General features: G+C 43.8%; 15 protein-coding genes. 13 read left to right on the top strand and 2 right to left on the bottom strand.

Going from position 1 to position 16688, the window contains the following annotated elements; all coding sequences use genetic code 11:
- The first annotated feature begins 1 nt into the window (after position 1).
- The 4 genes from lysS to L4C44_RS15030 all read left to right on the top strand — a co-directional run bounded on the left by lysS (position 2) and on the right by L4C44_RS15030 (position 4493).
- Positions 2-1534 carry a lysine--tRNA ligase gene (gene lysS, locus L4C44_RS15045; RefSeq protein WP_060983067.1) on the top strand — a complete coding sequence of 511 codons (1533 nt, stop codon included), beginning with the start codon at positions 2-4 and terminating at the stop codon, positions 1532-1534.
- A gap of 271 nt (positions 1535-1805) precedes the next feature.
- Entirely contained in the window at positions 1806-3140 is a 1335-nt protein-coding gene (vpsR, locus tag L4C44_RS15040; RefSeq protein WP_428805314.1) for a cyclic-di-GMP-binding transcriptional regulator VpsR, read from the top strand.
- A gap of 585 nt (positions 3141-3725) precedes the next feature.
- Positions 3726-3977: a hypothetical protein gene (locus L4C44_RS15035; RefSeq protein WP_004735015.1), complete on the top strand. Its 252-nt coding sequence runs from the start codon at positions 3726-3728 to the stop codon at positions 3975-3977.
- Between the two features lie 204 nt (positions 3978-4181).
- Positions 4182-4493 carry a DUF6482 family protein gene (locus L4C44_RS15030; protein ID WP_004735016.1) on the top strand — a complete coding sequence of 104 codons (312 nt, stop codon included), beginning with the start codon at positions 4182-4184 and terminating at the stop codon, positions 4491-4493.
- A 69-nt stretch (positions 4494-4562) separates the two neighbouring features.
- Here the strand turns inward: L4C44_RS15030 and mutH are convergent, their stop codons facing one another.
- Entirely contained in the window at positions 4563-5228 is a 666-nt protein-coding gene (mutH, locus tag L4C44_RS15025; protein WP_048606845.1) for a DNA mismatch repair endonuclease MutH, read from the bottom strand.
- 615 nt (positions 5229-5843) lie between these two features.
- On the opposite strand from mutH, the gene rppH reads away from it, so the two are divergent.
- The 7 genes from rppH (at position 5844) to L4C44_RS14990 (ending at position 13367) form a co-directional block, all read left to right on the top strand.
- On the top strand, positions 5844-6362 hold the full coding sequence (gene rppH / locus L4C44_RS15020; protein ID WP_017059335.1) for an RNA pyrophosphohydrolase: 519 nt from the start codon (positions 5844-5846) through the stop codon (positions 6360-6362).
- A gap of 2 nt (positions 6363-6364) precedes the next feature.
- The gene (ptsP, locus tag L4C44_RS15015; RefSeq protein ID WP_048615014.1) at positions 6365-8614 is read left to right on the top strand and encodes a phosphoenolpyruvate--protein phosphotransferase; all 2250 of its coding nucleotides are present in this window, start codon (positions 6365-6367) and stop codon (positions 8612-8614) included.
- An 8-nt stretch (positions 8615-8622) separates the two neighbouring features.
- Positions 8623-9414, top strand: coding sequence for a sulfite exporter TauE/SafE family protein (locus tag L4C44_RS15010; protein ID WP_146490556.1), 792 nt, complete (start codon positions 8623-8625; stop codon positions 9412-9414).
- A 58-nt stretch (positions 9415-9472) separates the two neighbouring features.
- Complete coding sequence (lgt, locus tag L4C44_RS15005) at positions 9473-10294, top strand: prolipoprotein diacylglyceryl transferase (RefSeq protein WP_428805313.1); 822 nt, start codon at positions 9473-9475, stop codon at positions 10292-10294.
- Positions 10295-10303: 9 nt separating this feature from the next.
- Positions 10304-11155: a thymidylate synthase gene (locus L4C44_RS15000; RefSeq protein WP_102425317.1), complete on the top strand. Its 852-nt coding sequence runs from the start codon at positions 10304-10306 to the stop codon at positions 11153-11155.
- Between the two features lie 124 nt (positions 11156-11279).
- Positions 11280-12674, top strand: a complete 1395-nt coding sequence (locus L4C44_RS14995) for a winged helix-turn-helix domain-containing protein (RefSeq protein WP_146490557.1) — start codon at positions 11280-11282, stop codon at positions 12672-12674.
- Positions 12675-12890: 216 nt separating this feature from the next.
- Positions 12891-13367 carry a hypothetical protein gene (locus L4C44_RS14990; RefSeq protein WP_146490558.1) on the top strand — a complete coding sequence of 159 codons (477 nt, stop codon included), beginning with the start codon at positions 12891-12893 and terminating at the stop codon, positions 13365-13367.
- A gap of 265 nt (positions 13368-13632) precedes the next feature.
- Here L4C44_RS14990 and L4C44_RS14985 read toward each other — a convergent pair whose 3' ends face one another.
- Positions 13633-14778, bottom strand: a complete 1146-nt coding sequence (locus tag L4C44_RS14985) for a Na/Pi symporter (protein ID WP_048662115.1) — start codon at positions 14776-14778, stop codon at positions 13633-13635.
- A 389-nt stretch (positions 14779-15167) separates the two neighbouring features.
- Between L4C44_RS14985 and nhaR the strand changes: the two genes are divergently transcribed.
- On the top strand, positions 15168-16058 hold the full coding sequence (nhaR, locus tag L4C44_RS14980; protein ID WP_146490559.1) for a transcriptional activator NhaR: 891 nt from the start codon (positions 15168-15170) through the stop codon (positions 16056-16058).
- A 100-nt stretch (positions 16059-16158) separates the two neighbouring features.
- Entirely contained in the window at positions 16159-16452 is a 294-nt protein-coding gene (locus L4C44_RS14975; protein ID WP_004735028.1) for an ArsR/SmtB family transcription factor, read from the top strand.
- The last annotated feature ends 236 nt before the right edge of the window (positions 16453-16688 follow it).

Raw genomic sequence — 16688 nt, 5'->3', positions numbered from 1 at the left:
AATGACTGATGCTGTTCAAAACGAAAACGCACAAGAAGCTTCTTCACCTGAAGAGAACAAACTAATCGCTGAGCGCCGCAGCAAGCTGGATCACATCCGCCAAAACTGCAAAGCTAACGGTCACCCAAATGACTTCCGTCGTGAGCACCTAGCTGGCGATCTTCAAGCGGAATTCGGTGAGAAGACTAAGGAAGAGCTAGAAGAGCTCAACCACATCGTTGCGATCGCTGGTCGTGTTATGGCGAAGCGTGGTCCATTCCTTGCGATTCAAGAAACTTCTGGTCGTATCCAAGCATACGCAGCGAAAGACGTACAAAAAGTACTGAAAGAGAAGTACCAAGGCCTAGATATCGGTGACATCATCGGTGTTAAAGGTGCGCTTCACAAATCAGGTAAAGGTGACCTTTACGTGAACATGGAAGAGTTTGAATTGCTGACTAAAGCACTTCGCCCTCTACCAGAGAAGTTCCACGGTCTAACTGACCAAGAGATGCGTTACCGTCAGCGTTACGTTGACCTAATCGTGAACGAAGATTCTCGCAATGCATTCATCGTGCGTTCTAAGCTTGTATCTTCAATCCGTAACTTCATGAGCTCAAAAGGCTACCTAGAAGTTGAAACGCCAATGATGCACGTGATCCCGGGTGGTGCGACTGCACGTCCATTCATCACTCACCACAACGCACTAGACATCGACATGTACCTACGTGTTGCACCTGAGCTTTACCTTAAGCGTCTAGTGGTTGGTGGTTTTGACCGTGTATTCGAGATCAACCGTAACTTCCGTAACGAAGGTTTGTCTCCACGTCACAACCCAGAATTCACAATGATGGAATTCTACCAAGCGTACTCTGACTACAAAGACCTTATGGATCTGACTGAAGAGATGTTAAGCACGGCAGCAATGGACGTTCTTGGTTCTACTTCTATGCCTTACGGTGATGAAACAGTTGAGTTCGGTGGCACTTACGCTCGTATGAGCATGTTCGATGCAATCAAACACTACAACCCTGAGCACGCAGAGATTCAAGCGCTAACAGAGGCAGATCTGCAAGACCGTGAGAAGATGGTAGCTATCGCTAAATCTGTACACGTAGACGTAGAAACGTTCTGGACATGTGGTCAGCTTCTTGAAGAGATCTTTGGTGAAACGGCTGAGCCTCAGCTAATTCAACCAACGTTCATCACTGGCTACCCTGCGGACATCTCTCCTCTAGCTCGCCGTAGCGATGACAACCCGTTCTTCACAGACCGTTTTGAATTCTTCATCGGTGGCCGTGAAGTAGCGAACGGCTTCTCTGAGCTTAACGATGCACAAGACCAAGACGAGCGTTTTAAAGCGCAAGTTAACGCGAAAGACGCAGGCGATGACGAAGCAATGTACTACGATGCAGACTACATCACAGCTCTTGAGCACGGCCTACCGCCAACAGCGGGTCAAGGTATCGGTATCGACCGTCTAGCAATGCTATTTACAAACACGCACACAATCCGTGACGTGATCTTGTTCCCGGCAATGCGTCCACAAGCGTAATTCTTGCTTAAGGGTCGTAGCAGCCCACAAAATTAAAAAGCCACCTTCGGGTGGCTTTTTCTGTTTTTGGGCTTCAAAACCTAGTCTGTACCGCACTCTTGATTCGAAAAATCGTTATTTCTGACATAGTCTTACTATTGAGACATAAAATCTAAGATAGTCTCACTACTATACGTCTCTGCGCTGAATACGATCTCGTGGCATTTTGTCGAACGATGAAGCATTGACTCGTATTAGCCTGATTTAAATAAAAATAGAATAAGGAAGAAGGATGGGAACTCAATTTAAGATGGATTCCTTACCAGGTTCTCTTATCGTCGTTAGTGGTGCGTACGAACCCTGGTTATCAGTGTTAGAACAAGTGGGTTGGCAGTGTACCCAGTGTGCAGATTTACGAAAAGCCGATGCCTTGATTGCTGATATCGGCCCATGTATTGGTATTGTCGATCTTAGTCATGATGAGTTCAGTCTCAATGGTATTGCTAACCTTGTGAGCAATAACAAGCAGGTGAGATGGCTCGCCTTTATCCGTGAATCTCAATTAAGCTCTGATACGATCTGCCAGTTTATCGTTAACTTCTGTATCGACTTTTTCACGGCACCAATACCAGATGCTCAGTTGTTAAGTACCATTGGTCACCAACTGGGTATGCTTAAGCTTGAGCAGAAGGTATGGCCAAACTACGGCATCAATAACAACATGGGCCTACTAGGTGATTCTGTAGCTGTGAAGCGCCTGAGAGACCAAGTGAAGCGTATTGGCCCGACAGATGTAAGTATCTTAATTTATGGCGAGAGTGGGGCAGGTAAAGAGACGATTGCACGTTCTATTCATCAAAACTCGTCACGAGCTCAGAAACCATTTTTAACGGTTAACTGCCGTGCCTTATCTGAAATGAGAATAGAGGCTGAGGTGTTTGGTATTTCAGCACAGCCAGCTACAACACCTTGTATGTTGGAAGAAGCTGACGGCGGAACCATCTTACTCAATGATGTTTTAGCAATGCCGCGCAATCAACAATTGAACCTGTTGCGCTTTTTGCAAGAAGGTAAGATTGAAACCGCGAATGGGCCTAAATCTGTCGATGTACGTATTCTGGCTGCTAATTCCTCTGATATAGAGAAGGCGTTGATCGAAGGTGACTTCAATGAAGAGCTCTACCACTACATCAATGTTCTGCGTATTCATGTCCCTAGCCTGAAAGAACGTGTGAGTGATATTTCAGTACTTGCGAATCATTTCCTTCGTGAGTACTCGAAAGAGTTTAATGCTCAGGCTAAGAGCTTTTCAGACGATGCCATTCGTTCGATGAATCGCTATCACTGGCCAGGCAACGTCCGTGAGCTGATGAATCAGATTAAGCGTGTTGTGTTGATGTCTGATGCCGTGATCATTGAGGATCACCAACTCGATTTACCAAAACAGAATGATGAACGCCGTAGCTTGAAAAGCATTCGTGAGCGTTCAGAGCGCGATGCATTGCTGATTGTATTGGAGTCCTATGGTGGACAGGTTTCGTTGGCGGCCAAGGAGCTTGGAGTATCACGAGCAACTATGTACCGTTTGCTGAATAAACACAGCCTTATTTCTGAGGGTGTTGTGTAGAATTCTCTGCTAAGTCATTCAGTCTGTTAGTGTAAATTTAAGAGCCACGCATCATGCGTGGCTTTTTTGTTGCTAATCTATGCGTTTATGTTCGAACAATCGAGAGATGAACTCTCAGTGACTAAGAGAGATATGCTGTGATTTTATATAATTATAGTGAATATCTTATATATAAATGAATATGCAACTGATATTTTAGGTGAATGCGTTGTTTTGAAAATGTTAACCAATTATCGGTTGAATAATATACTCACTTGGTTAGACTTTAACCGTGAAAGCAGCGACTTAACAAAGACTAGTCTGCTTTTACTACCCATTTCTTTTTGGATTTTTTAGTTAGTTTGGAGGCGCAAATGAAACATTTCGATTTTATACAGCATATTTGCGCTTCGTTTGATCCGTGTTCTGACATGGTGACTGTTATGTCACAAACATCAGCCATGGCCGATCGAAACACCCAAGATAAACCTAACTAATAGATCCGTATCCTTATTTGGCTGCGGAAAAATAGCAGCTAAATGAGAAGCCCTCATACTATCTAACACGCTATTTTTCCTCAGTTTATTCAACAACTGGAGAGTTATTATGCGTCACTCAGTATATTTAAAATTAGCAACAGTCCTTATCCGTGCAGACCTTCGTCGTGAAGAGCGTGAATGGCAACGAAAAGTCCGTCGTAGTTCATATGATCTACCATGGAACAATACTCACTTATTAAGAGATATTGGTCTTGAAGCTGACGGTCGACCTATTGGTTTTTCTGAGCCAGAAGTCGTCACTATTGAACGTCGAGTACGTCACCTTCGTCGTGTTCTAAGTGCTCGAATACCGACGTAATCTGTGGGGTTGATAGCACCTTTCAACCCCTTAGATAAGTCACAGGGATAGTTATGGCGTCGAAAGTGTAAGCTTTTGAACTAGAACTGACCAAAAAAGAGAAGCTTTTGTTTCTCTTTTTTGGTTTTTTAATCGAGAAAAATCAACACGCCCTAGTAAAGAAATAGAGTTCTACTAAGCTTTAGAGAGCAAGGGAGGCTGGCTATGCAAAAGCATCAATTAGACATGTGGTTACATGGAGAGCACAAAGACTCTTATCAAACACCCAAAGTGTACGTTATTGGTTGTTCTGATATCTCAGAGTATCTATTGGCGGTGGAGTATAAACACAAGCTAGAACCGGTAAAGCAAGATGGCGAGCCGCTTCACTTTGGATCCTTGGATCAAGTGAAAGAGGAGTTACTCCGGCTCGGCTTTGAAAAGGCCTACCTTCGCTTGCACAACGCGTATGACGAGTTTGGTAATGAACCAAGCCAAAGCTACTGCGACATTGAACTGGCGCTCAAACCTCATTAGAACTCGTTTTTTAGTACCGACGGTTTATAACATATTGATCATCAGATCTTTGAGGCGTGTTAAAACGACCTATGCGTAATGTGTTGTCAGCAATTTGTGGGTGAATTGAGTTCGTAGATAGAAACCACGTGGTTTAGTTTTGATTGGTTTTCCACTTGCACCGTAAGCTTCTGTTAACACTCGACTGTTGGCGGCTTTTGGACGTAAATGCAGTGCTTCACCGTGTCTTGCTGTTATCTGCTCAACATTGCCTAAAACAATCAACTCCATCAGCTCTTCCCAATCTCTTTTCAAGAGTTCGTCTTCAGCTTGGCTAGGCGTCCATAATAAAGGGGAGCCTACATGCCTCTCAGCTAGCGGGATCTCTCTTTCCCCCTCGACAGGGATCCACAACACTTTAGATAACTTGTTTCGAACGTGGCTGGTTTCCCAAGTTATGCCTTGCACGCCCATCAAAGGCGCAACACACACAAAGGTGGTTTCGAGTGGCTTGCCAGAGTAGCCAATCGGAATGCTTTTTAGCTCGATCCCGAGCTTGGCAAAATCTTGTTCTGGCTTGCTGCCTGCAGGTGCACCCAAGTGCCACTCCAATAGCTGCCCAACCCAGCCTTTATCACGCTTAAGGTCATTTGGCATCACCATCTCGGCTTCATCAGCAAGCTCTTTAAAGGTCATTCCGGCGATAGCATATGCGCGCTCTAACAGCTCTTGTTGTGTTTGTGGTTCTGGTTTCATAATAAAAGGCATGATCAAAAAAACGATTTTATCAGAAGTTATCACCAAATGACGACTGGTTAAGAAATGATCTCCTTGCGATGAAGGGATCAAAATCAGGGTTATCCACAGGACATAAAGGTAATTAATTGAAATATTAATTTAGTGGATAAATAAACAGGGGTTTATGGTGGATAAAATGCTTGCCAAATGGGGTTCAAAATGAATCTTTCACTTGGTAGTGTGGATAAACATCGGAGTGGTTGATCTTTAACCATGTCAGATTTCTGAAAGATCTTTTACATTGCTAATGTTTTTTAAAACCAAAATAATATTTTAATTGATTGATTTATATGAAAATAAAATGAATTTAATTGATTTGTCGTTTTTGGTGTTGATGAATCTATGGATTAAAAAAAACGATTGCGGGTAATTCTTCACATAGTTATTCACAGAAAAGGTGAATAAATGTGGTCTATGTCTCACTATTGTGTGGGTAACTAGAACTTGAGCAAAACTTATCCATATTCCTAGTTATTATTCATAAATATAGCGCTTATCACGTCACTAAGTTTGCTCCGATTGGGGATATGTGGAAAAATCAGAGTAATTAAAAATTTAGATAGAGGTTGGCCAGTGATAGATGGCGATGGTTACCGATTAAATGTTGGTATTGTAATCTGTAACAACCATGGTCAGGTCTTCTGGGCTAAACGATACGGGCAACATTCATGGCAATTCCCTCAAGGGGGAATAGATGAAGGTGAGACTCCGGAACAAGCAATGTACCGCGAGTTGTATGAAGAGGTTGGCCTTACCAAAAAGGATGTAAAGATCGTCGCGACAAGTCGTCATTGGTTACGCTACAAGCTACCCAAACGACTGGTTCGGTGGGATTCTAAACCTGTCTGTATTGGACAAAAACAGAAGTGGTTCCTTTTGCGCTTAGATTGCGATGAATCGCATATCAATATGCAGCGTGGAAGTACACCTGAGTTTGATGGTTGGCGTTGGGTGAGTTACTGGTACCCAGTTCGACAAGTTGTTTCTTTCAAGCGAGATGTGTACCGTCGAGCGATGAAAGAGTTCGCATCTTTAGCAATGCCGTTTAAAGAGCGAAAAATAAAAGGAAAGCGCAAATTGCGTAGAGGTTAAGCATGCTCAGTCAACTAAGGGAAATAGTTGAACACGTATCAAGAGTTGAAGATGTGTCGACGGCTCTTGATATTTTGGTTAAAGAGACATGCAGTGCGATGCAGACGGAATGTTGCACCGTGTATTTGGCAAATAATGATATGCAGCGCCTTGAGTTGATGGCAACTCAAGGCCTGATCTTCAAAGGTAATAGCATTCACATTGGTTTTGACGAAGGTCTGGTTGGCCTTGTTAAAAGAAGTGCTGAACCTATCAACCTTGCACAAGCGTCCGCTCACCCTGCTTATAAGTTTTTTCCAGAGCTTGGAGAAAACGTCTATCACTCTTTTCTCGGAACTCCGATTATCCACCGCAAGCAAGTGCTTGGTGTATTGGTTATTCAACAGAAGACCCCTCGTTTATTCAGTGAGATGGAAGAATCTTTCCTTGTCACGCTCTCAGCACAACTTGCCGTTATTGTGGCGCACGCCCAAACTCAAGGTCATTGGCTGTTAGAGCAACAGAAACTACCTGCGACTAAAGGTATTGCAGCTTCATCGGGTGTGGCGATTGGTGATTTGTGGTGGGACAATACTCAGCCTGAACTCACCGATGTTTATCCTGCTTCGACGCTCAATGTAGAGAGAGAGCATGAGCTGTTGGCGGTAGCGGTTGAAAACGCCCTCAATGACTTTAAGCGCATGCGAAAGCGCTTAGATAGCGAAATCAATAAAGATGCGTTGGCGATCTTTGACCTGTTTACTCACTTACTCAACGATCCTATGTTGCGTAAGGATCTGAAGAGTCAAATTCAGAAGGGCGATAAAGCCGATTGGGCATTAAGACAGGTTGTTGAGAGCTATTCGAATCGCTTTGCTCGTATGTCAGATGTGTATCTTCGTGAGAGAGCGCAAGACATCCGAGAGCTCGGACAAAGGCTGCTCTATTTCCTCCATAACTCTGAACATGAACTCCGCACCTTAGATAAGCCGATTATTCTAGTGGTTCGTGAGTTAACCGCTTCGGTATTAGCGTCTATTCCCAAAGAAAAGCTCTTGGCGGTTATTTCTTTGGAAGGGGCGGCGAACTCGCACGCAGCGATTTTATCTCGAGCGCTTGGCATACCTTCAGTCATGGGGGTAAATCTCAACCTAGCTCAAGCTAATGGTAAGCGAGCGATTGTTGATGGGTATAGCGGTGAGATCTTTATTGAGCCGACTAAAAGCCTGCTCAAAGAGTATCGAGGGCTGATTCTGGAAGAAAGTGAGCTCTCCTCTATGGTTAATCGCGAGCTGTACCTTCCGGCAAAAACCCAAGACGACAAGCAAGTCGAGATCCTGCTTAATGCGGGCTTGAGTGCAGACACTAACATCGCTATCAACCAAGGCGTTGATGGAGTAGGGCTGTATCGAACTGAAATCTCTTTCTTGTTGCAGCAAAGATTCCCGTCAGAGGATGAACAATTCAAGCAGTATCGTTCTGTGCTGGCAAGTTACCCAGAGAAACAAGTGGTGATGCGTACACTCGATATCGGTGGTGATAAGGCCTTACCTTATTTTCCTATCGAAGAGGACAATCCATTCCTTGGTTGGCGTGGTATTCGTTTTACGCTCGATCATCCTGACATCTTTATTATTCAGTTACGTGCCATGCTACGTGCGAGTTGTGAAAGCCATAATTTGAGTATTTTGCTGCCGATGATCTCAGGTGCTCAGGAATTGGATGACGCGCTACAGCTGATTGAACAAGCGTATGACGAAGTGCATGAGCTTGATAACCGAGTGCGTATGCCTCGCGTTGGTATCATGATTGAAGTGCCGTCCATGCTGTACATATTGCCGTTGATTGCGCATAAGGTCGACTTCGTTTCAGTCGGTACTAACGACTTAACCCAATATTTATTAGCGGTTGATCGGAACAATTCACGAGTATCCGATGTCTATGAATCAATGCACCCTGCGGTGATCATGGCATTAAAACAAATTCATGATACTTGTAAGCAATATCAATTACCTGTGTGTATTTGTGGCGAGTTAGCCGGTGACCCGATGGGCGCGCTGCTATTGATTGGATTGGGGTATGAGACGTTAAGTATGAATACCTCGAATGTCGCAAGAACCAAATATTTGATTCGTCAATCGAACTTGGCTGAATTACAGGATTTGGCAAATAAGGCACTTTCAAAACCGTATGGTAGTGACATCTATAGTATGATGCTGAACTATTTCGAAGAGCGTGAGTTTACAGGCTTCATTCGAGCAGGTAAAAAATAGGATTTAACGTGTCATATGAACTGATAGGTTTGCTAGCAGGCCTTGGTGCTATTGTTGGTGTTTTAGCTGGCTTGCTAGGCATTGGTGGTGGTTTGCTGGTGGTTCCTGCCTTACTGTTTTTGCTTCCTAAAGCGGGTATCCCTCAAGAGTTTGCAATGCAAATGGCATTGGCTACTTCGCTATCAACCATCATTGTTACGTCGGGATCGTCTGCGATTAACCATTTAAAGTTGGGTAACGTAGAGATGTTTGTCGTTAAGTGGTTAATGCCAGGTGTCGTTATAGGTGGCTTCCTCGGTTCTTTCGTGGCCGATGTGATTCCAGCTCAATACCTACCAAAAGTCTTTGGTGTGATTGTATTGGTATTGGCGTTGCAAATGTTGTTGTCGATTCGCTCTAAGAGCCAAAAGTCGATGCCGGGTTCAGCTAAAACCGTGTTGTGTGGTGGTGGGATTGGTTTGGTATCAAGCTTAGCGGGTATTGGCGGTGGGTCTTTATCGGTACCTTTCCTTAACCATCACGGTGTGGAAATGCGTAAAGCCGTCGGCTCATCTTCGGTATGCGGTTGTGTTATCGCGATTTCGGGAATGCTAGGGTTCATTTGGCATGGATCTTCTGTCGATGATCTTCCTACGTATAGCTTAGGTTACGTTTATCTGCCGGCTTTGATCGCGATATCTTGTACCTCAGTTTTGACCACTCGAGTAGGTGCGAAACTGGCCACTCAATTGCCAACCCCTGTGCTGAAGAAATTCTTTGCGGTATTTTTAATGTTTATAGCAGCCACAATGCTGCTGTAGTGTCTTTTTCTGTTAGCCATTGAGCTAACCGTTAATCAATTTAGATAGAGAGCCAAGTATGTCTCAGGGTTTTATCGAATTCCCAAATATCGATCCTGTTCTTATTGAACTAGGACCAATCTCAGTTCGTTGGTACGGCCTAATGTACCTTGTCGGTTTTATGTTTGCTCTTTGGCTAGCAAATCGCCGAGCTGATCAACCGGGCAGCGGTTGGACTCGTGAGCAAGTGTCTGACTTATTGTTCGCTGGCTTTCTAGGTGTGGTGCTGGGTGGTCGTATTGGCTACGTACTGTTCTACAACTTTGACCTTTTCTTAGCGGATCCACTTTACCTATTTAAGGTATGGACTGGCGGTATGTCTTTCCACGGTGGCTTGCTGGGTGTTATCACCGCAATGTTCTGGTATGCGAAAAAGAATGGTCGCACCTTCTTCGGCGTTGCAGACATGATTGCACCACTCGTCCCATTTGGTTTAGGCATGGGCCGTCTAGGTAACTTCATGAACAGTGAGCTATGGGGCCGTGTTACGGATGTGCCATGGGCAATCGTATTCCCTAATGGTGGTCCACTTCCTCGTCACCCATCTCAGCTTTATGAAATGGCACTTGAAGGGATTGTGCTGTTCTTTATCTTGAACTGGTTTATTAAAAAGCCTCGTCCTCTTGGTTCTGTATCAGGGTTATTCCTTGCAGGATATGGTACATTCCGCTTCTTAGTAGAATACGTACGTGAACCAGATGCTCATTTAGGCTTGTTCGGCGGGTTTATCTCTATGGGACAAATCCTATCACTGCCAATGGTTATCGTCGGTGCGCTGATGATGGTATGGGCATACAAGCGCGGTCACTACAAAGACGAATTGCCACAACAAACGAAGTAAGGAATTGGTGTGAAACAGTATTTAGATCTCTGTCAGCGTATCGTTGATAACGGTACTTGGATTGAAAATGAACGCACGGGCAAGCGCTGCCTAACTGTGATCAATGCTGACCTTGAATATGATGTTGGTAACAACCAGTTCCCACTTGTCACTACACGTAAGAGCTTTTGGAAAGCGGCAGTTGCTGAACTGCTTGGCTACATTCGCGGTTACGACAACGCTGAAGATTTTCGCAAACTAGGTACAAAAACTTGGGACGCAAACTCTAACTTGAACGAAGCATGGCTGAACAATCCTTACCGCAAGGGTGAAGATGACATGGGCCGTGTTTATGGCGTTCAAGGCCGAGCATGGGCAAAGCCTGATGGTGGTCATATCGACCAACTGAAGAAGATTGTAGATGACCTGACGAATGGTATCGATGACCGTGGTGAGATCCTAAACTTCTACAACCCAGGCGAGTTCCACATGGGCTGCTTGCGTCCGTGTATGTACAGCCACCATTTCTCTCTACTTGGTGACACGCTGTACCTAAACAGTACTCAGCGCTCTTGTGATGTACCACTAGGCCTGAACTTCAACATGGTTCAAGTGTACGTGTTCCTAGCGATCATGGCACAAATCACCGGTAAAAAAGCAGGTGTTGCTTACCACAAGCTAGTTAATGCTCATATCTATGAAGATCAACTGGCGCCAATGCGTGATATTCAGCTGAAGCGTGAGCCTTTAGCGGGCCCTACGTTCCACATCAACCCTGAGATTAAGTCTCTTGAGGATTTAGAAACTTGGGTAACGATGGATGACTTCTGGGTTGAAGGTTACGAGTGCCACGAAGCGATTAAGTACCCATTCTCGGTTTAATTGAATCTGTTTTGTTTGATTGAAAGGCTGCCACTGTGCAGCCTTTTTTATTTGTGATGCTTGGCTTGCTTACCATTTATATAACCAATAACCTTGTGGGGTCTTTTCTAACTACAGAACTGCTATGACTCGCTCGCATTGCTTTGTATTGCAACATGACTTCCCTATTTCATTTTACCCTGATAAGAATCAGTTGGTGATTGATGATGAGGCGATTCATCTAGAGCCATTGCAAGCTAAATTGCTGAGCTATTTCATTGAGAATCGTGGGCGAGTGGTGAGTACGCAGCAGATTGCCGCGGATGTGTGGCAAAGAACTCAAGTGTCTGACAACTTGGTCAGACAGGTCATCAGCTTACTGCGCAGTCAGCTTCAGGATAAGTCACGCCCATATCAGATTATTCAGACCATTCCTAAGCAAGGTTACCTGTTCGATGTTGAGGTGACTCAGCCGAGCATCGAACCAACTCCCGTCGAGGACGTCTCTCAGCTTGAACCTAAGGCCCTTGTCGCTAAGTCGAAAAAGAAAACCATCGCCCTGATTACAACAGCGGTATTCTCTGTTGGCTTAATAGCTACCTGGGCGTGGCAACTCGATGTCCCAACTAATGACACCACTGTTATTTCTGCTAATCAAAATGATGTAATTCCTGTTTATATCCATGATATAACACTCGATTCTACGAACGATTATGAGATGTCGGAGAGTGTGTATAACTATCTTTTCTATGGGCTGAACTCAGCTAAAAACCTATCGGGTTACCACTTTTCTCAGCTATCTAAACAAGGTAAGCAATCACTGGCCAACAATGGTATCGAACTCAAAGGTTGGCTCAAGCAAAAGGGTGGAGAGTATGTACTGAGCGTGCTTGTACAAAACAACCGCCAGCCCAATCAAAGTCAGAAAGTGGAAAAGCGCTTCAGCCAAGGTAATTTCTTCGATGCCATTGGGGATGTGATTCTCGAGATCAAAGCCATTATTGCTCCTATGAGCTCAGAATACGGCGTGGCAAGTCATCGAGTGACCTCTATTGATAATTACGAGGATTGGAGTGTTATTTCTGAGGGGATATCACTGTTTTACCAAGGCAAAGGTGGTCAGCCATTTGAAAACATAGCGGTTCAGTTGGATATGATTCAACAGCAAGGGCGAGATAATTATTTGGTCAATGCTTTACTGTCGTATTCCGAGTCTTTGGCCTATTTGCAAAACAGTGAGCAAGAAGATCGCGAACGTGCTCTACAACTGGCAAAGCAAGCCTTTGAGATGAACCCACGTTGTGATATTGCCAATCTGACCCTAGGGCTTGCATTGTTAATTAACCAACATGCCAATCAAGCTTTTCCTTACCTTTCTTATGCAGCTGAAAGTACGCCGAGCCCAATCAGCTTCTATCTACTGAGTGTTGCTGACAAGCTTTCGGATAATCCAAAAGGCTCGCAATACAACTATCAGCGCTACACCGAAGTGAAAAAAGAGCATGACGGTCAACTCTTTGATCTTATTGAATCTTTATAAAAAACAAACCTTTCCTAAATGCCTAATATCCCTTCTAAGTGAAGGTGTGAGTGAGCGCTGATAGTTCCGGTATTCCCGCAAGGTTTCCCTGTGCCGACAGGCTTCTTAACATGTTTGATTATTGTTTGGACTCAGGCTCGATTGCCTTGCATCAAGCGTAAAAACACCGAATTCCACATACTGGTCACCAAATAATTCACTATTTGGGGTACATACATGTTGAAGAAGTTTGCTTTTCAGATCATACCGATTCAGATCTTTTTATTCGTCTTTTGGTTCAAAAATGGCTTTATCGATAAAGTGATGGGCGTACTACTTGGCTTCATTTCGCCGGATACCGCATATGCGGGAGACACCTGGGCTGGTTGGAAAGGCTATATTGTAGGCACTTGGGATAAGAGCCAAGTCGGTCATGCTTTACTTAGCCCAACGTTCGACTTTATGTTTCCGATTCTGATTGCGTTGCAATGTGTTCCATTTTTACTGGTTATTCGCTCTGTATTTGCAGGTGAGTTCATGGTCGGGAAAGACCGTCCGTGGTTACTTTATGCTGCATTTTCTTCTTTGTTTGTGACTGCTTGTATGGCTTTCACTCAAACCATCACTGGCGCAAGCGATGGACAGTATCTATGGCAATTTATCGGTTTTGGCATGGTTGCGATCATGTACCTGCGTAATGAGCAGGGTAAGTAGGGTAGCTAGATACGAGTGCACGAGATGCGAGATACGAAGATCTAAGAATAGAAACGAGTAAATGAGATTAGGAATACGAAAAACATACCTAGGTTTGAGTCGGCGATATACCAAGTACGACTATCACAGTTCGTGTTTTTCGTTACTCGCTTACCCGTATCTCTAATCTGCTTCTGGCCCTTCGCTACTCGCATCCGCTGTGCGGAAAAGAAAAAGCCCGCAACCTAGGTTGCGGGCTTTGCTATAAGCGATGTTTGTTTTGCTATTAAGCAGTCAGAGCTAACACTGTACCAGGCAGTACAAGGAATACCGCAACAAGGTAGCCTGCTACTACAGATTTGTTCTTCACAGCCATATCCGAAATCATGTCAGCCGCTTTAACTGGAAGTTCACGTAGGAACGGGATTCCGAAGATGAATACCGTTGCCATGATGTTGAACACCAAGTGTACTAGAGCAATTTGTAGTGCGAATACTGCGAACTCACCAGATACTGCTGTTGCTGCAAGTAGAGCGGTAATACATGTACCGATGTTTGCTCCCAGAGTGAATGGGTAAACGTCACGTACTTTAAGAACACCTGAACCTACTAGCGGAACCATCAAGCTTGTTGTCGTAGAAGAAGACTGAACAAGGATAGTAACGATAGAGCCAGAAGCGATACCGTGGATAGGGCCACGACCGATTGCGTTCTTTAGAATCTCACGAGCACGACCAACCATTAGGCTCTTCATTAGCTTACCCATTACTGTGATGGCTACGAAGATAGTCGCAATACCTAGAACGATAAGCATGATGCCGCCAACAGTGTCGCCAAATGTTGATAGAGGCTCTTTAATCGCACTGACTACTGGCTTAGTGATTGGCTTGATGAAGTTAAGACCCCCCATGCTCATATCACCTGTTGCTAGCATTGGTGATACTAACCAGTGAGAAATCTTCTCTAGAATACCAAACGCCATCTCTAGTGGTAGGAAGATAGCCACAGCTAATAGGTTAAAGAAGTCGTGAATTGTCGCACTTGCGAATGCACGCTTGAACTCTTCTTTACAACGAACGTGACCAAGGCTAACTAGCGTATTGGTTACCGTAGTACCAATGTTCGCACCCATGATCATTGGGATTGCTAGCTCAACAGGTAAACCACCTGCCACAAGGCCAACGATAATTGAAGTAACTGTACTAGATGACTGAATCAGCGCTGTTGCTACTAAACCAATCATTAAGCCTGCAACTGGGTGTGAAGCAAATTCAAAAAGAACCTTTGCTTGCTCGCCTGTTGCCCATTTGAAGCCTGTACCAACCATTGAAACTGAAAGTAATAGTAGGTAAAGCATGAATGCCAAGTTAGCCCAGCGTAGCCAACGAGTAGTGCTCGAGATAGGCGCTGCTGCAGTAGTAGCTTGGTTCATAATGTATTCTCCATTGGACCGTTTAAGTCTGTGTTTGGTCTGTTTGTTTAATCTGAGCGTGATGTTAGAGAACAAATATTTCAGTAATATTACATTTTGGTTTAGGTTGGTTTTTTTTGTGATGATTTACTGTTTAAATATTTTGACAGTAAATATTGCCATTTTAACTAATTGTTTTTGTTGAATTTTATTTGGTTTGTAACTTGGTGATGTAGATCTTAAAAGTTGGAGAAAAATTGAAAATATTCACTGAAATATTACATTATGAAATCAGACACTTCGTAAAAATAGGTAGTAATACTTAGTTAGGTTTGGTTTTTCCGAGTTTATTGAGTGGCGGTGTCATATTTGATATAAAAGGCTATCTACTCTTTTATTACGGCACATCTATGTCGCACCTCAACTATAACCATCTGTATTACTTCTGGATGGTTTGCAAGCAAGGCTCAGTTACTAAAGCTGCAGAAGCCCTATTCTTAACACCACAAACGGTAACGGGGCAGATAAAAGCCTTAGAAGAGCGCATGGATGGCAAGTTGACCAAGCGTAATGGCCGCAGTGTTGAGCCTACAGAGCTTGGACAGCTGGTCTTTAAATATGCCGATCGTATGTTTGGCCTGAGTTACGAGATGCTGGATATCGTGAATTACAGCCAGCACTCCAATATTTTGTTTGATGTTGGCGTTGCAGATGCACTCTCTAAAAGGCTCGTCAGTAAGATACTGATGTCGACCATTCCCCCTGATAACAGCATTCATTTACGCTGTTTTGAATCGACCCATGAAATGTTACTTGAGCAACTTTCACAACATAAACTCGATATGATCTTGTCTGACTGTCCGGTGGACTCTAGTCAAAGCCCGGGTCTGTTTAGTAAAAAATTGGGTGAGAGTGGAATGAGCTTTTTTAGTTCAGGTCAGGTTGAAGGTGTTAACTTCCCCGCAGTATTAGAACAAAGAAAGCTTTTGATCCCAGGAAGCCGAACTTCGATGGGACGTAAAGTACTGCAATGGTTCGATAGACAAGGACTTAAACCTGATATTTTGGGAGAGTTTGATGACGCGGCATTGATGAAGGCTTTTGCTCGTTATCACGATGACGCAATATTTTTAGCGCCGACGCTTTATATGTCTGAAGTTGAGGAAGATACGTCACTGCAATTATTGTGTGGTATTGAAGAGTTAAAGGAGGAGTACTATGTCATATTTGCTGAGAGGATGATCCAACATCCAGCAGTAAAAAACGTATGCGACGCAGATTTTAGCAAATTGTTCGAGTGAGGCGGTTTGTTAATGAATTGATATCGATTATCATAACGCCACCATATGCCGGAAATACTGATAGCCCGTAGTTGGCGTAAAGGTTGTAGGGAGCCAAACTATGAACTTAAAAGAGATGGAGAAGAACTCAGCGCAAGCTGTGATTCTACTCAAAGCCATGGCCAACGAGCGTCGCTTACAGATCTTGTGCCTATTACATGGTACTGAGCTGTCGGTTGGGGAGTTGTGTGGCAAGTTGGAACTGAGTCAGTCTGCTTTATCTCAACATCTTGCTTGGTTGAGAAGAGATGGTTTGGTCGAAACTCGCAAAGAAGCTCAAACCGTGTATTACACATTGAGCAGCGAAGAAGTCAAAGCGATGATTAATCTACTGCATGGTATTTACTGTAAGTAGCTAATTGCTGGTGGGAGGGGGATTTCTTATCAGCGATGGAATGACACAAGGAAGTGTCAGTATTTCATGTCGAACGTTAAAATCTATCCATCTATCCATCTATCCATCTATCCATCTATCTATCTATCTATCTATCTATCTATCTATCTATCTATCTATCTATCTATCTATCTATCTATCTATCTATCTATCTATCTATCTATCTATCTATCTATCTATCTATCTATCTATCTATC

The organism is Vibrio satsumensis, from assembly GCF_050337435.1.
In the GTDB taxonomy this organism is placed as follows: Bacteria; Pseudomonadota; Gammaproteobacteria; order Enterobacterales; family Vibrionaceae; genus Vibrio; species Vibrio satsumensis.
This window is presented reverse-complemented; position numbering and strand designations above follow the sequence as displayed.

Coding starts and splice junctions, on each gene's coding strand:
- lysS (WP_060983067.1), top strand. CDS start 2: ATGACTGATGCTGTTCAAAACGAAAACGCACAAGAAGCTTCTTCACCT.
- vpsR (WP_428805314.1), top strand. CDS start 1,806: ATGGGAACTCAATTTAAGATGGATTCCTTACCAGGTTCTCTTATCGTC.
- L4C44_RS15035 (WP_004735015.1), top strand. CDS start 3,726: ATGCGTCACTCAGTATATTTAAAATTAGCAACAGTCCTTATCCGTGCA.
- L4C44_RS15030 (WP_004735016.1), top strand. CDS start 4,182: ATGCAAAAGCATCAATTAGACATGTGGTTACATGGAGAGCACAAAGAC.
- mutH (WP_048606845.1), bottom strand. CDS start 5,228: ATGAAACCAGAACCACAAACACAACAAGAGCTGTTAGAGCGCGCATAT.
- ptsP (WP_048615014.1), top strand. CDS start 6,365: ATGCTCAGTCAACTAAGGGAAATAGTTGAACACGTATCAAGAGTTGAA.
- lgt (WP_428805313.1), top strand. CDS start 9,473: ATGTCTCAGGGTTTTATCGAATTCCCAAATATCGATCCTGTTCTTATT.
- L4C44_RS14995 (WP_146490557.1), top strand. CDS start 11,280: ATGACTCGCTCGCATTGCTTTGTATTGCAACATGACTTCCCTATTTCA.
- L4C44_RS14990 (WP_146490558.1), top strand. CDS start 12,891: ATGTTGAAGAAGTTTGCTTTTCAGATCATACCGATTCAGATCTTTTTA.
- L4C44_RS14985 (WP_048662115.1), bottom strand. CDS start 14,778: ATGAACCAAGCTACTACTGCAGCAGCGCCTATCTCGAGCACTACTCGT.
- nhaR (WP_146490559.1), top strand. CDS start 15,168: ATGTCGCACCTCAACTATAACCATCTGTATTACTTCTGGATGGTTTGC.
- L4C44_RS14975 (WP_004735028.1), top strand. CDS start 16,159: ATGAACTTAAAAGAGATGGAGAAGAACTCAGCGCAAGCTGTGATTCTA.